The following is a 14,044-nucleotide window of genomic DNA, read 5'->3' as shown; positions in this document are numbered from 1 at the left end:
GATTATTGTTGCGGGATGGCAGGGGCATCCGGCTGTGTAAGAGAAGGCATACCGAACATACCAACAAACTCATCCAGCGGCATTTTTTGTCCGTTCAGCGTCACCTGGCCGTTTGCGTATTGCAGGCTGGTGCCGATAACGTTGTCCTGCAAAGTCGTAATGCGGAACATCTGACCCATCGCCGCCAGGCCATTAACCTGTTGCTTCGCCAGACCAGCCGCTTCTTCCTGCTGATATCCTTCCAGTTTGGCAATTTGCGTCATGAACTCAGTCGCCATATCGACAGGGATGGTCAGTTTCGCATCCAGCGATTTGACGGAACGATCCACTTCCTGGGCCAGCGTTTGCGGCTCCACCGTGTTTGCGGTCGGATCTTTTAGCAGCAGTGACAGATTAAATGTGGTTTCACCTTTTGCATTCTTCCAGCTCAGTGGAGCAATGGTGACAACCGGTTCGCCTTTCATCAGAATCGGTAGCGCATTAAAGAAGGCTTCGGTGACTTTCTGCTGATAAAGCTCAGGATTTTGCACCACATCAATCTGCGCCATCAGCGCTTTGGTTTGGGCGCTGTACTGCTGGCTGAACTGGTGCAGCGCTTCACCGTCAATCTGGCCAACTTTTAACGTCAGCTTACCGCTCCCCATATCCTGGCCCTGCAATTTCAGGCTGTTCAGGGTGTAATCCAACTGGCTGTTGACGGTTTTGCCATCGTTAATCAGATCGGATTTGCCATCGATACCCATGCCTTCCAGCACCGCCAGCTCTTTGCCCTCGACTGAAATCGACAGTTTTTCGAGGGACAATTTCTGATCGCCGATGCGCTCACCAAAGCTTGCAATACTGCTGGAACCTTCAGTTTTCAGGTTATTGAAAGTAACTTGTACTTTCTGATCATACTCATTGACGGCATTAACCAGGCCACTTTGCGCCTCGCCAGTCAGCGACACCGCATTACCATCCTTATCTGCCGTAAACTGGAACTCCCCGCCGCTAAAGGCCACTTTTTCGTCGCCTTTCTCGTAGTTCAGCGGTTTGAGGGAGAGATCGGAACGGGTATCCCCACTGTAGCCAATACGTGAATTAATGATGAATGGCGTCTCACCTTTGGCAATATCAAACAGCGGCTTCGTCACGTCGTTATTGACCAGCGTCGTTTTCACGGAGGCCATTGCCGGAACAAGATTCAGTGATTTCAGCTGAGCCAGCGGGAAAGGACCGTGATCCACGGTTTCATTCAGGACGATGCTTTGCCCCGGTTTCAGCCAGGAATCTGCCTGACCGGCGACAGGTTTCACCACCAACTGCAGTTGGCTATTGAACACGCCGCGCTGGTAGTTTTGATAACTCAGTTCAATGCCCGCCTCTGGGGAGTAGCGTTTTAACTGATCGTTTGCCTGCGTCACCATCTCGGCGAGATGCGTTTCGAGTTTCTTTCCTGTGTACCAGGCGCCGCCCGTCCAGACGATACCCAGTGCAACCACCACACCCGCAGCTACCAGCGATTTTTTCATTTTGATATCCATAAAATAAAACCAGGCGTTTGAAGACGCCTGGAGGAGTGACATGTCTTTAACTCACTACAGCTTAGCAAGAGTTGTTAAAAATATCAGTATCTTGCTACAGCTTGTTATAAACCCGAGCTAAACGGCCCGTGCCGCTGACGTTTACCGGCGATTCATTCGCGCTAATAAAGGCCGACTCACCCGGCTGCAGCACCAGACGCTGCTCGCCCTTGCTCAGCACAGCTTCACCTTCGATGCAGAACAAAATGGCCGCACTTTGCTGGCTGATATCTGCGCCATTGGCGGTCAGTTCATGCAAGGAGAACGCGAAATCGTCGACCGGAATGGGGAAATCCAGTTCGCTGTCAGTCTTAACTGGCGTGGTCAGCAGTTGATTGGCTGGCTTAGCGACAAACTTAACGTTGGCGACCAGCTCCGGGATATCAATGTATTTTGGCGTCAGTCCGGCGCGCAGCACGTTGTCCGAGTTAGCCATTACCTCCAGCGCCACACCTTGCAGGTAGGCGTGTGGGGTTTCGGCAAATAAGAACATCGCTTCGCCAGGATTGAGTTTCACCACATTGAGCAGCAGCGGGGAGAAGAGCCCGCTGTCATTCGGATAGAAATCGGCGATCAGGCGAATGGTTTGCCACGGTTCACCCTGCTGGCTGTTCAGCGCCGATTTCAGGATCGCCAGCGCATGGGATTTCTCCTCATCCTGCATATTCAGCAAGCTGGCGAAAAGATAGCTCAGACGTTCCGCGCTCGGTTCCTGCAGGAAATGCGCAATAGCCGGATGCGCGGCGGACACCGGTTGTAACAATGCGACAATGTCAGAGAACTCGCGGAATGCATTCATCGCCAGGAACGGTGTCAAAGCAAAAACCAGTTCCGGTTTGTGGTTAGGATCTTTGTAATTGCGCTCGGCGGCATCCATCGGGATCCCCGCCGCGTTTTCTTTGGCAAATCCGATTTCAGAGTTGTGCTTGTTAGGATGAACCTGAATAGAAAGAGGTTGCGCGGCGCACAGCACTTTAAACAGGAAAGGCAGTTCACCAAAGCGTTTCGCAACGGCATCGCCTAACAGTGCGGATTTATCGTGTTCGATGACATCACGCAGAGCGACCGTCTGGCCGTCAGCGTTCTGAACCTGCGAACTGCTTTTCGGATGCGCGCCCATCCACAGCTCAGCCATCGGTTGCTGAGTGGGGTTGGCAATCCAATAAAGTTCCGTTAACGCAGTTTTACTTCCCCAGGCGTAGTTCTGCACTGAGTTGATGAGTTTTTGCATTCTCAAGCCCTGTTTCAATGTGGAATTTTCTACGGCTATTAAACCAAGAAACCCTGAGCGAAGTAACCTGCACATGTAAAAAGTCGTACTTGTCTCAGTTTTTGTTAAAAAATTGTGTAGGATATGGTGACTCGCTTTTAATACCCTGAGTAATTCCGGTTGCAGAAAGCCTTTCCTTCTACAACCCGACCTGCGGCAGGGAAGCAGGGCAATGGAACATCTGCCCAGAGAATAACCAGACCGAGCAGTAAGTGAGAGCACAATGTCAAACAAACCCTTTCATTATCAGCATCCTTTCCCCCTCAAAAAGGATGATACCGAATACTATCTGCTGACCAGCGACCATGTCTCCGTTGCCGAATTTGAAGGGCAGGAGATCGTTAAAGTCGCGCCGCAAGCCTTAACGCTGCTGGCTCGTCAGGCCTTCCATGATGCATCGTTTATGCTGCGTCCTGCGCATCAGCAGCAGGTGGCCGACATTCTGCGTGACCCGGAGGCCAGCGAAAACGACAAATATGTGGCCCTGCAATTCCTGCGGAATTCTGATATTGCGGCAAAAGGTATTTTGCCGACCTGTCAGGACACCGGCACCGCGATTATCGTGGGTAAAAAAGGTCAGCGCGTCTGGACCGGCGGCGGTGATGAAGCTGCGCTGGCGCGCGGTGTGTATAACACCTACATCGAAGATAACCTGCGCTATTCACAAAACGCCGCGCTGGATATGTATAAAGAGGTGAACACCGGTACCAACCTGCCGGCACAGATAGATTTGTATACCGTCGATGGCGATGAATACAAATTCCTGTGTATTGCCAAAGGCGGTGGTTCGGCGAACAAAACCTATCTGTACCAGGAAACCAAAGCGCTGCTCACGCCGGGCAAATTAAAAAATTACCTGGTTGAGAAGATGCGAACGCTGGGAACTGCGGCCTGTCCGCCGTATCACATTGCGTTCGTGATCGGTGGAACGTCAGCGGAAGCCACGCTGAAAACGGTGAAACTGGCGTCGGCTAAATATTACGATGAGCTGCCGACTGAAGGTAACGAACATGGTCAGGCATTCCGCGATGTGGAGCTGGAAAAAGAGCTGCTGATTGAGGCACAGAATTTGGGGCTGGGCGCGCAGTTCGGCGGGAAGTACTTCGCTCATGATATCCGCGTGATCCGCCTGCCGCGTCACGGTGCGTCGTGTCCGGTTGGTATGGGCGTTTCTTGCTCAGCCGATCGAAATATCAAAGCTAAGATCAACCGAGAAGGTATCTGGATCGAAAAACTGGAGCATAATCCTGGCAAATATATACCAGAAGAGTTGCGCCAGGCGGGAGAAGGCGAAGCGGTACGCGTTGACCTCAATCGTCCGATGAAAGAGATCCTGGCTCAGTTGTCGCAGTACCCGGTTTCTACACGTCTGTCGCTTAACGGCACCATTATCGTTGGTCGTGATATTGCGCATGCGAAACTGAAAGAACGGCTGGATAACGGCGAAAGTTTGCCGCAGTATGTTAAAGATCATCCGATCTATTACGCTGGCCCGGCAAAAACGCCGGAAGGCTATGCATCTGGTTCGCTTGGACCAACCACGGCAGGGCGTATGGATTCGTATGTTGACCAGCTTCAGTCCGCAGGTGGCAGCATGATCATGCTGGCGAAAGGCAACCGCAGCCAGCAGGTGACCGATGCCTGTCATAAGCATGGCGGCTTCTACTTAGGCAGTATCGGCGGCCCGGCAGCGGTGCTGGCCCAGGGCAGTATCAAGAGTCTGGAGTGTGTGGAATACCCTGAACTGGGGATGGAAGCCATCTGGAAAATTGAAGTGGAAGATTTCCCGGCGTTTATCCTGGTGGATGACAAAGGCAACGATTTCTTCAAGCAGATTCAGACGTCGCAGTGCGCACGCTGCGTTAAGTAACGTCAGCCGCCCTTCGGGGCGGTTTTTTTTACCGCACGAACCACCAAACGACAGATTAATCCTCGTTAATACTCATAAGACCAATGCAAATGGGCAATGTCGAAACATAACCTAATCAATTGTTAATGTAAGGAGCAGGTAATGGTAACGGTACGCCGCGAGAATGATTCAATGGGGGCGATTGATGTTCCAGCCGATAAGCTTTGGGGCGCGCAAACCCAACGTTCGCTGGAGCATTTTCGTATCTCTACGGAGAAAATGCCGGTCTCGCTGATCCATGCGCTGGCGCTGACGAAGCGCGCCGCAGCAAAGGTTAACCTGGATCTCGGGCTGCTGGCGGAGGATAAAGCCAGGGCTATTATGCAGGCCGCAGCTGAGGTGTTGGCGGATAAACACCGCGATGAGTTTCCGCTGGCCATCTGGCAAACCGGGTCAGGTACGCAAAGCAATATGAACATGAACGAGGTGCTGGCAAACCGGGCCAGCGAGTTGCTGGGCGGCGTGCGGGGGATGGAACGGAAAGTTCACCCCAACGATGATGTTAATAAAAGCCAAAGCTCGAATGATGTGTTCCCGACCGCAATGCACGTTGCCGCTCTGCTGGCGCTGCGTAACTCACTGATCCCGCAGTTAAATGTCTTAACCAAAACGCTCAGTGATAAATCACACGCTTTCGCGGATATCGTCAAAATTGGTCGTACACATCTGCAAGATGCAACCCCGCTTACGCTTGGCCAGGAGATTTCCGGCTGGGTGGCAATGCTTGAACATAACCTCAGACACATTGAAAACAGCTTACCCCACGTGGCGGAACTGGCGCTGGGGGGAACCGCGGTAGGGACCGGACTGAACACACATCCGGAATATGCCCGTCGGGTCGCGGATGAATTGCGGGACATTACCTGTGCGCCGTTCGTTACCGCACCGAATAAATTTGAAGCGCTAGCCACCTGCGATGCGCTGGTTCACGCCCACGGCGCGCTAAAAGGGTTGGCGGCATCGCTGATGAAAATCGCCAACGATGTGCGCTGGCTGGCATCCGGTCCGCGTTGCGGGATTGGCGAAATTTCGATTCCTGAAAATGAACCGGGCAGCTCCATTATGCCGGGTAAGGTCAATCCTACCCAGTGTGAAGCGCTCACCATGCTTTGCTGTCAGGTAATGGGCAACGATGTCGCCATCAACATGGGCGGAGCGTCAGGTAATTTTGAGCTCAACGTTTACCGTCCGATGGTCATCCACAATTTCCTGCAGTCGGTGCGTCTGCTGGCTGACGGTATGGAAAGCTTTAACGAGCACTGCGCGACAGGGATCGAGCCCAATCGTGAACGAATCGATCAACTGCTCAACGAGTCGCTAATGCTGGTGACCGCGCTCAATACCCATATCGGTTATGATAAAGCCGCTGAAATTGCCAAAAAGGCGCACAAAGAGGGGCTGACGTTAAAAGCCTCCGCCCTGGCGCTGGGGTATCTAACCGAAGCGGAGTTTGACAGCTGGGTACGCCCGGAACTGATGGTTGGCAGTATGCGGCCAGGCAGTTAATCCGCAACGTACAGGTGCAGCCGGGGAATAATCAATCTCAACGGCTGCGCCTGAGGTTTAAAACGATGCTGAACATTGTCGGCATCATAATTCAGTAACTCGCCGATATCTGGTACGGTCATGCCGTTTTCATTGTTGAGCAACGCGATCAAGGGCGTCGGGCAGGCATATTGCACCTGCTTTTGTTCTCCTTTGTACCAGACGCGGGCGATGGGCTGCACTTTTACCGGCCGTTTAATCTTCAGGCGCGCCTGCTGGCCCAGGGCGGCGACATCCTGATATTCCCGTTCAAGTTTCGCCTGCCACTCTTCCCGCGTCCAGGGATGTACGCTGCGCGGCGACGTCAGGCTTTTTTCCAGTTGTTGCAGTACTTCATCGCGTTTCAGATTTTTAATAATGTGTTTGTTGGCCCAGCCAAATCGCAGGGTGGCAGGCTCTCTGACAAGGGTAAGCGTACGATAGGCATTCAGCGTAATCAGTCCCGGCAGGTGGCGATGCACCCATTCAAAACGCGCTGCCGGTGCCAGCCCTGATTCCACCGTGACAATGCGCTCGAAGGTGGTTTTTAGCTGGTTAATACGCTGTATTTGCTCTTCCAGAGCGCGCTGAGCTGCGTTATCTACCTGATAACACAGTACGCCTGGCAGGCGGACGGCCGCTTTGCTGCTACGATTCTCGGACTGTTGCTGGATAAACAGATGACGATAGTGGCGTAGCGCCAGCGTTTCAGCCTCTTTACCTAAATGCTGCTTAACATCAATGTTCTGCAGTGGAGCATGCTCTGCCTCTTTGACCACTTCCGGTAACGAGAAGACGCGCGCAATCAGCAGCGTCTGCTGCAAAAGATTGTCGTTCAGAAGCGCCAGCTCTTGCTCAATCTGGCGGAAGGTGCCGTTCAGGCGGTCGACGAGATCGTAACGGGCCATAGATTTACCATTTTAGTTACAACATACTTTTTTATAGCACAACCTCCACCATTTGACCACCGAGCCGAATGGGTCAGGCAGCTGAAATTTCAGGAATGTTATGCCAGACGGGCCAACTGAAACAAAAGCGGGCACCGCCGAGTTCACTTTCATCACAGACGACCGTACCGCCCATAGCCGATGCGATCGAGTGAACAATGGCTAGCCCAAGCCCGCAACCACCGGTCGCCCGGTCACGGCTGGGGTCAAGGCGTACAAACGGTTCAAAAACCTGTTCGCGGGCGTTTGGAGCAATACCGGGACCGTCATCTTCCACAACCAGCGTCGCCTGATTGCCATTCAATAACAGGCTCGCTTGCACCGTAGACTGGCAATAGCGCAGGGCGTTATTCAGTAGATTATCCAGTACGCGCTCCATCAGGCGCATATCCAGCGCGCCGTAGTCGCCAATATTAAGATGGCGTAAGCGCACCGCACGCTCAGGATTTACGCTTTGCACATCCTCCAGATGGGTTGACAGCCAAACGGCCAGGTCCGGGACGCTGAGCTTCAGTTCATTTTGCGGGCGGTCCAGCCGGGCATAGGTCAGTAATTCTTCGATTAACCCTTCCAGTTGGCCAATATCGCGATTCAGCGCCTGGGATTCCTGCGCGGTGAGGTTATCACTCATTTCCAGCCGGTAACGTAAGCGTACCAGTGGGGTACGAAGCTCATGGGCAATGCCATCGATAAGTTGTTTCTTACTGGCGATTAGCGCATTGATATTGTCTGCCATCTGGTTAAACGCGATACCCAATCGCTCAAAGCTGGAACCGCTGTCAAAATGGAGGCGTTCGCCCAGATGTCCTTCCCCAAAACGCTGTGCAGCAGCTTCCAGTCGCAGCATTTCCTGCCAGTGCGGTCGCATCCAGATAAGTACCGGAAAGGCCAGCGAGATAGCAATAAACGCCATCAACGCGATGTCCAGCAAGCGCATTTGATGGAGAAAATAGAGATAGGGAAGCGGGCCGACGGCCAGCACGTAATGGCTGCGTGGGATCCGTTGAATAAATGTGTACTGATCGTCAAGCGCCACGATATCGCCTTCGCGCAAACGTTGCATTGTTTGAACGTCCAGCGTGTACTTATTTAACGGTTCAACGCGCAGGTCAAAGGAGAGGTTCAAATCCATCTCCTTCAGCGTTTTACCCCAGTCACGTGGCGGGATCTCGCGAAGCTCGCTGCGCATCAGGTATAACGAGCTTTTCATTAAATCGTCGAGGGATTGTCTGCCTGCGCGCTCTGCGGTGAATTTATAGACCAGGCCGACCAGCAGGGTCATCACCAGAAAGCAGACAAACAGCAGGAGATAAAACTGTACAAACAGCTTCTTCATAAAAAATCACCGAATACATAATATAATGCTCACCGATACTCTCAAAATTGCTGTGATATAAAAATATGATTTTCAATCGCTGTTGTTATTTACTACTCATTTTCGCAGCGTTAGGCTGCATTTTCACCTCGCATCCCTTTGTTATATGGTTTTTGCTCGCCAACATACTGACGTTGGCAATGTACGGTGCGGATAAAATGGCAGCGCGCAGGGCCTGGCGCCGAGTGCCGGAGTCCACTTTGCTGCTGTTTGGCGTTGTTGGCGGGTGGGGTGGCGCGATAGCCGCTCAACAACTCTTTCGCCATAAAACACAAAAACAGCCATTCAAAACCTACTTTATTATCAGTGTGATAGTGAATGTGTCTGTCATCGGAGCGGCCTATCATTTCTATCCCTTTTCATCCTGGTGAACGTCAGTGACAGGCAGCCTGCTTACTTGAGACAGGAAACGTACTTTTCACCTGAGCGCTGCACGATGTCATCGGCATTTTTCGTTATGTCTTTCCCTTCAAACGCGCCATAGAGTTGCTTAAATTTCACCGTACTCAGGCGGTGGGTAATGTCGCTGACCGTTGCGGCTGGCAAGGGCAACATATTGGGGTAGCTCCACATAAAGGAGACGGCATGCGCCCCAGGGGTGACCTGAACGATATCGCCGGAAAGCACCACGCCTTCATCTCGCGCCCAGTGCAGAACGCAGCCGCCAGCAAAGTGTCCGCCGAGGCGTATCACACTGACGTCGCGTGTTAGTTCCAGAGTGTCGCCATCCCAAAATTTAATCCACGGGCTGTCGCGCATTACCCACTTGCGGTCGTTGGCATGGAGATAAATGGGAGCGTTAAATTCGTCAGCCCAGTCTTGCATGGTGGTGTAGTAATGAGGATGCGAAATCGCGATGGCCTTAAGCCCGCCCAGGGACGTTATTAGCATTTTTGTGGCGTCGTCGAGTGTGGCAATGCAGTCCCATAAAATATTGCCTTCCGGAGTACGCAGAATAAACGCCCGTTGATCAATTGCAAAACCAGGAACGGTGCGGATGCTGAGGAGGTCGCAGTCATGTTGCCGCCACTTATTTGTGTGCGAAGCACAAAGTGCGGCAAAATCGACCCATTCCTGCCCGGTCGCGGGAACATACTGACGTTCGTCCTGGCAGATATCGCAATGTTCAGGAAGGGCGTCTGCCACCTCATAGGATGTTCCACAGGCTTTGCATAACGTGATCATCGTGTCTTCCTCTATTGAAAAAACACAGTCAGCATGGCACACCGATACGCAAGGGTGTGCCCTTTAGTGCTCTACACGATAAGCCAGTGATGGTGAGCGTGGGTCGTTGTGGCCCAACCAGCAGAAAGCAGGAATAATGTCTACACCGTCCCTGTCGAGGGTCATTTCCGGCGAAAAATGAGGATAATGTTTGGAAAATAGTCTGTTCAACACCTGGCTCAGCCGTTGGGGACTTACTCCTGATGGCCAACCGCTTGAGACGCACACATCACAGCTTTTGCCCGTGGTGACCAAAGATGGTCAGAAAGCCATACTCAAACTCACCGATGATGACAGTGAACGAAACGGCTGCAAACTAATGGTCTGGTGGAACGGGAATGGTGCTGCGAAAGTGCTTGCTCATGCAGCAGGGGCGATTCTGTTAGAACGTGCAACCGGGGCGGGGTCTTTAGCGGACATGTCCTGGTCCGGCAATGATGCGCAGGCCTGTCGCATTATTTGCCATGCAGCCAGTCGACTCCATCTCCCCCGGAATGCGTCAACGCCTGCGTTAACACCGCTGCTTTATTGGTTTCGCGATCTGGCTCCTGCCGCGAAAAAGCATGGCGGCATCCTGACGCATTGTGCAGAGGTGGCAAACGTATTGCTCTCCTCTCCCCAGAATGAAGTCGTATTGCACGGTGACTTACACCACGGCAATATTCTTGATTTCGGAACGAAAGGTTGGCTGGCTATCGATCCTAAAGGGCTGGTGGGCGAGCGTGGCTTTGATTACGCCAATATTTTTACTAATCCCGATCTTGCCGACCCCACCAAACCTGTCGCCATTGAGCCAGAAAGATTCACACAACGGGTAAAGATTGTGTCTGAAATCGCGAGGATTGAACGGCAACGTTTGCTGATGTGGATTATTGCCTGGTGTGGGTTGTCGTCTGCCTGGTTTCTGCAAGAAGGAGACTGCGCCACGATACCCCTGCGCATCGCAGAGTTAGCGAGCGCGGAACTCGCTTTTGGGGGTAATCAATTTTGATCTACGACACTGGGTTGGTAATTATTTAGAGTTATCATTAGCCTGGTAAATGTTTTATTAATCAATCATTGAACGGCGGTGTGGTGTGTTGTCTAGCGCAAATTTGACAGGCTGGGAGCAATGAACGCATTGTTTTCATTATTAAAAAAACGCCCGAACATTATTTTGTTGATGGTCTTACTCATCGGGGCAAACATCGTGGCGTGGCTGTGGGCTTTCACCGCGTTTAGCAACAACACGTCGTTACTGGCGCTTAGTTTGATCGCGTGGTGCTATGGTTTGCGCCATGCTGTTGATGCCGATCATATCGCCGCGATAGATAGCGCTACGCGTAAACTCATGCAGCAGAAAAAACGCGCCCTGACGACGGGAGCCTGGTTTTCCCTTGGGCATTCCACCATTGTGGTACTGGCAAGCATTGGCATTGCGTTGACCACCAGCGTGTTTAAGCAACACATGACATGGTTTCAGAATGTCGGCGGTCTGATAGGTACCACGGTTTCTGCCGTATTTCTGCTGATTCTGGCTACCATTAATCTCGTTATATTCTGTCATGTCTGGAAGGCTTTTCGTCATCTAAAACGCACCGGTACTTACGATGGCACCACAGAGGAAATGACAGTTTCAGGCCCGCTGAACTGGCTTTTCCGCTCGGCGTTTCGGCTGGTAGGCAAAGACTGGCATATGTATTTTGTCGGCTTTTTGTTTGGCCTGGGTTTTGATACCGCTACTGAAATTTCTCTGCTCGGAATTTCTGCTTCAAGCGCGTCCAGTGGCATGTCGGTGTGGTCAATTCTCGTGTTCCCGGCGCTGTTTACCTGCGGCATGGCGCTGATTGACTGCCTCGACAGTATCCTGATGGTTGAGGCCTACGGATGGGCATTCAATAAGCCGCAGCGTAAGCTCTATTACAATATGACCATCACCGGGACCTCGGTAATTGTTGCGCTTTTTATTGGCGGGCTGGAGGCGCTGGGGCTTCTCTCTGACGCATTTTCGCTTCAGGGTGGTTTGTGGGATACCGTCAGCGAGTTGAGTGACCATATGGGGAATGTCGGGTTTGCGATTATTGGCGTCTTTATCGGCTGCTGGATTATTTCTGCAGTAAATTACCGTTGGAAAAAATACGACGGGCTGACGTTTAGTTGACACAAAAGAAAGCCTTCCGTGAAAGGGAAGGCTTGGATCTTACTTGAGGGCTGACTAATTCGCGGTGACGATACACACCTTCTTCATCACCCAAATCTGGGTGATATTATAAGTGACGGTGTAACGTATAATGGTCGACCCGGTGGGATTACATTTGAGGCTCATCGTCCCAGGCGTGCGGTGCAAACAGATAACCTTTGTTGCGCACCGTTTTGATTCGATAGGGCTCAGTCGCGTTATCGAGCAGTTTTTTGCGTAACCGGGAAATCGCGACATCAACGCTGCGATCCATGCCGTCATAACTTACGCCGCGCAGGTTCTTCAGCAGCGCATCGCGGTCCATAATTTGCCCGGCATGGGTTGCCAGCTCCCACAGTAATTCAAAATCTGCGGTGGAAAGAGAGACTTGCTCGCCGCCGAGCAGTACGGAACGATTGGTTGGGTCGATAGTGAGTGTGCCAAAGCGCAGCGTCGTGTGCGGCGTGATGGTTGCCGCCTGAATGCCTTTAGACTGGACTGAGTGTTCATTCTGGCGCAGATGCAGACGCAGGCGAGCAAGCAGCACTGCTGGCGGCGTTGTCTTCAGAATATAGTCACAGGCACCCATTTCCAGCGCCAGAATATGGTTCATATCGCTGTCCAGCGAGGTGAGCAGGACAATAGGACCCTGCCAGCGTCCACGCAAATCGCGGCAGATAGTCATCCCATCTTTGCCCGGCAGCATGATATCTAATAACACCAGATCGGGTTGAACTTGCAGGATTTTCTCCTCGGCCAAATCACCTCGAGGCTCAACGATAATCTCAATATCATGCCGGGCCAGATAGGCTGCAATCAGCGAGCCAACTTCGGGATCATCTTCAACAAATACGATGGTGTTCATATCATTCATTTTGAATATAAAACGCCAACATACACCGCCCTGGTTTTTCCTTCCATTAATCTTTTCTAAACAAGAACGCTTCCGTTATGCTAGGGGCTGATGTTATTGATGTGTTAAGGCAGGGTGATGGGACTCGTTATAAAAGCGGCGCTCGGTGCGCTGGTGGTGGTGTTAATTGGTGTGCTGGCAAAAACAAAGAACTACTATATTGCCGGATTAATTCCGTTGTTCCCGACCTTTGCGTTGATTGCCCACTATATCGTGGCCAGTGAACGTGGGATCGAAGCGTTGCGTACAACCATTGTCTTCAGCATGTGGTCGATTATTCCCTATTTTGTCTACCTCGTTTCGCTGTGGTATTTCACCGGATTTATGCGCTTACCCGTTGCGCTCGGCGGTTCAGTGGTGTGCTGGGGCCTGAGCGCATGGTTGCTTATTTTTTGTTGGATTAAATTGCACTAACGCAGATGACGCCCGCCATCAAGGGCAAAACTACGCCCGGTGACAAAACAGCTGGTCAACAGATAGTCAATTAAATCAATGACCTCTTTTTCACCCGGCGCTGTTTTCATCAGTGATTTGTTCAATGCCTGCTGACGATACTCTGCATCGTCACCCTCGTTAAACAGGATTAGCGAGGGGGCGATCGCGTTCACTTTTACTTCCGGTGCCAGTTTGCGCGCGAACGAGCGGGTCATATTGTCCAGCGCCGCTTTGCTGGCTGCATAAGCGATGTGCTTATCGCTGCCACGCTCCACAACATAATCTGTAAAATGGATAATATCGCTGGCCGCGTGTCCATGCCCGCGCAGCAATCCTTCCAGCGCGTGGTTGAGCAGGTAGGGGGTATTGACGTGAATCTGCATCATGGCTGACAGCACTTCGGTTAACGGCGCACCGGGCTTTTCTGCAAGCCAGGCACTGGCATTATGCACAATACCGCGCAGGCCATCCGTCTGTGCTTTGACCTCATCCGCAAAGGCCAGTACGCCTTCATCGGTGGAAAAATCAGCCTGGATACACTGCGCCCCCGCATCTCGCAGGTCATCAATAGCCGGATAATGCGTGCGGTAGCTAACGATAACTGGCTGTTTTTGATTAATAAAGTGCCATGCGACGGCGAGGCCGATACGTCGACCTCCTCCGGTGATAAGAATTGGCAAAGGGGGCTTTTTACCCATCGTAATCTCCATGTGTCGCGAACGATGGG

Annotated in this window: 13 protein-coding genes; 6 read left to right on the top strand and 7 right to left on the bottom strand. The window is 52.1% G+C overall.

Annotated elements, in window-relative coordinates:
* Window positions 1-2 precede the first annotated feature (2 nt).
* Together N0B36_RS15635 and manA are read right to left on the bottom strand one after the other, a co-directional pair.
* Window positions 3-1,511, bottom strand: a complete 1,509-nt coding sequence (locus N0B36_RS15635) for a YdgA family protein (RefSeq protein ID WP_029139531.1) — start codon at window positions 1,509-1,511, stop codon at window positions 3-5.
* A 106-nt stretch (window positions 1,512-1,617) separates the two neighbouring features.
* Window positions 1,618-2,793: a mannose-6-phosphate isomerase gene (gene manA / locus N0B36_RS15630; RefSeq protein ID WP_259688612.1), complete on the bottom strand. Its 1,176-nt coding sequence runs from the start codon at window positions 2,791-2,793 to the stop codon at window positions 1,618-1,620.
* A gap of 262 nt (window positions 2,794-3,055) precedes the next feature.
* On the opposite strand from manA, the gene fumB reads away from it, so the two are divergent.
* Window positions 3,056-4,702, top strand: coding sequence for a class I fumarate hydratase (fumB, locus tag N0B36_RS15625; RefSeq protein ID WP_016153017.1), 1,647 nt, complete (start codon window positions 3,056-3,058; stop codon window positions 4,700-4,702).
* A gap of 141 nt (window positions 4,703-4,843) precedes the next feature.
* The gene (gene fumC / locus N0B36_RS15620; protein ID WP_259688611.1) at window positions 4,844-6,247 is read left to right on the top strand and encodes a class II fumarate hydratase; all 1,404 of its coding nucleotides are present in this window, start codon (window positions 4,844-4,846) and stop codon (window positions 6,245-6,247) included.
* On the opposite strand, the gene tus is transcribed toward fumC, so the two are convergent.
* Complete coding sequence (gene tus / locus N0B36_RS15615; protein WP_259688610.1) at window positions 6,244-7,173, bottom strand: DNA replication terminus site-binding protein; 930 nt, start codon at window positions 7,171-7,173, stop codon at window positions 6,244-6,246. The two genes, fumC and tus, sit on opposite strands and share 4 nt — an antisense overlap.
* 73 nt (window positions 7,174-7,246) lie before the next feature.
* Window positions 7,247-8,548 carry a two-component system sensor histidine kinase RstB gene (rstB, locus tag N0B36_RS15610; RefSeq protein ID WP_259688609.1) on the bottom strand — a complete coding sequence of 434 codons (1,302 nt, stop codon included), beginning with the start codon at window positions 8,546-8,548 and terminating at the stop codon, window positions 7,247-7,249.
* Between the two features lie 65 nt (window positions 8,549-8,613).
* On the opposite strand from rstB, the gene N0B36_RS15605 reads away from it, so the two are divergent.
* A complete protein-coding gene (locus N0B36_RS15605; protein ID WP_259688608.1) occupies window positions 8,614-8,958 on the top strand; it encodes a DUF1294 domain-containing protein in 345 nt (114 codons plus the stop codon).
* A 22-nt stretch (window positions 8,959-8,980) separates the two neighbouring features.
* Here N0B36_RS15605 and N0B36_RS15600 read toward each other — a convergent pair whose 3' ends face one another.
* Entirely contained in the window at window positions 8,981-9,772 is a 792-nt protein-coding gene (locus N0B36_RS15600; protein ID WP_259688607.1) for an MBL fold metallo-hydrolase, read from the bottom strand.
* A 190-nt stretch (window positions 9,773-9,962) separates the two neighbouring features.
* Here N0B36_RS15600 and N0B36_RS15595 point away from each other — a divergent pair, with 190 nt between their 5' ends.
* Both N0B36_RS15595 and N0B36_RS15590 read left to right on the top strand, forming a co-directional pair.
* A complete protein-coding gene (locus N0B36_RS15595; RefSeq protein ID WP_259688606.1) occupies window positions 9,963-10,802 on the top strand; it encodes an aminoglycoside phosphotransferase family protein in 840 nt (279 codons plus the stop codon).
* A 120-nt stretch (window positions 10,803-10,922) separates the two neighbouring features.
* Window positions 10,923-11,951 (top strand): HoxN/HupN/NixA family nickel/cobalt transporter, encoded by a 1,029-nt coding sequence (locus N0B36_RS15590; RefSeq protein ID WP_259688605.1) that lies wholly within the window; start codon window positions 10,923-10,925, stop codon window positions 11,949-11,951.
* A 148-nt stretch (window positions 11,952-12,099) separates the two neighbouring features.
* Here the strand turns inward: N0B36_RS15590 and rstA are convergent, their stop codons facing one another.
* Window positions 12,100-12,843 carry a two-component system response regulator RstA gene (rstA, locus tag N0B36_RS15585; protein WP_259688604.1) on the bottom strand — a complete coding sequence of 248 codons (744 nt, stop codon included), beginning with the start codon at window positions 12,841-12,843 and terminating at the stop codon, window positions 12,100-12,102.
* 117 nt (window positions 12,844-12,960) lie between these two features.
* Between rstA and N0B36_RS15580 the strand changes: the two genes are divergently transcribed.
* Window positions 12,961-13,296 carry a GlpM family protein gene (locus tag N0B36_RS15580; protein ID WP_016153026.1) on the top strand — a complete coding sequence of 112 codons (336 nt, stop codon included), beginning with the start codon at window positions 12,961-12,963 and terminating at the stop codon, window positions 13,294-13,296.
* Here N0B36_RS15580 and folM read toward each other — a convergent pair.
* Window positions 13,293-14,015, bottom strand: coding sequence for a dihydromonapterin reductase (gene folM, locus N0B36_RS15575; RefSeq protein WP_235116803.1), 723 nt, complete (start codon window positions 14,013-14,015; stop codon window positions 13,293-13,295). The genes N0B36_RS15580 and folM overlap by 4 nt on opposite strands.
* Between the last annotated feature and the right edge of the window lie 29 nt (window positions 14,016-14,044).

Origin of the sequence: Citrobacter sp. XY323 (assembly GCF_025106035.1) — a bacterium.
In the GTDB taxonomy this organism is placed as follows: domain Bacteria; phylum Pseudomonadota; class Gammaproteobacteria; order Enterobacterales; family Enterobacteriaceae; genus Citrobacter; species Citrobacter braakii.
The sequence above is the reverse complement of the archived record's forward strand: the minus strand, read 5'-3'. Positions and strand labels throughout refer to the sequence as shown.

Bases quoted from the DNA above. Each gene is read 5' to 3' on its own strand.
- N0B36_RS15635 (WP_029139531.1), bottom strand. From the start codon at position 1,511: ATGAAAAAATCGCTGGTAGCTGCGGGTGTGGTGGTTGCACTGGGTATC.
- manA (WP_259688612.1), bottom strand. From the start codon at position 2,793: ATGCAAAAACTCATCAACTCAGTGCAGAACTACGCCTGGGGAAGTAAA.
- fumB (WP_016153017.1), top strand. From the start codon at position 3,056: ATGTCAAACAAACCCTTTCATTATCAGCATCCTTTCCCCCTCAAAAAG.
- fumC (WP_259688611.1), top strand. From the start codon at position 4,844: ATGGTAACGGTACGCCGCGAGAATGATTCAATGGGGGCGATTGATGTT.
- tus (WP_259688610.1), bottom strand. From the start codon at position 7,173: ATGGCCCGTTACGATCTCGTCGACCGCCTGAACGGCACCTTCCGCCAG.
- rstB (WP_259688609.1), bottom strand. From the start codon at position 8,548: ATGAAGAAGCTGTTTGTACAGTTTTATCTCCTGCTGTTTGTCTGCTTT.
- N0B36_RS15605 (WP_259688608.1), top strand. From the start codon at position 8,614: ATGATTTTCAATCGCTGTTGTTATTTACTACTCATTTTCGCAGCGTTA.
- N0B36_RS15600 (WP_259688607.1), bottom strand. From the start codon at position 9,772: ATGATCACGTTATGCAAAGCCTGTGGAACATCCTATGAGGTGGCAGAC.
- N0B36_RS15590 (WP_259688605.1), top strand. From the start codon at position 10,923: ATGAACGCATTGTTTTCATTATTAAAAAAACGCCCGAACATTATTTTG.
- rstA (WP_259688604.1), bottom strand. From the start codon at position 12,843: ATGAATGATATGAACACCATCGTATTTGTTGAAGATGATCCCGAAGTT.
- N0B36_RS15580 (WP_016153026.1), top strand. From the start codon at position 12,961: ATGGGACTCGTTATAAAAGCGGCGCTCGGTGCGCTGGTGGTGGTGTTA.
- folM (WP_235116803.1), bottom strand. From the start codon at position 14,015: ATGGGTAAAAAGCCCCCTTTGCCAATTCTTATCACCGGAGGAGGTCGA.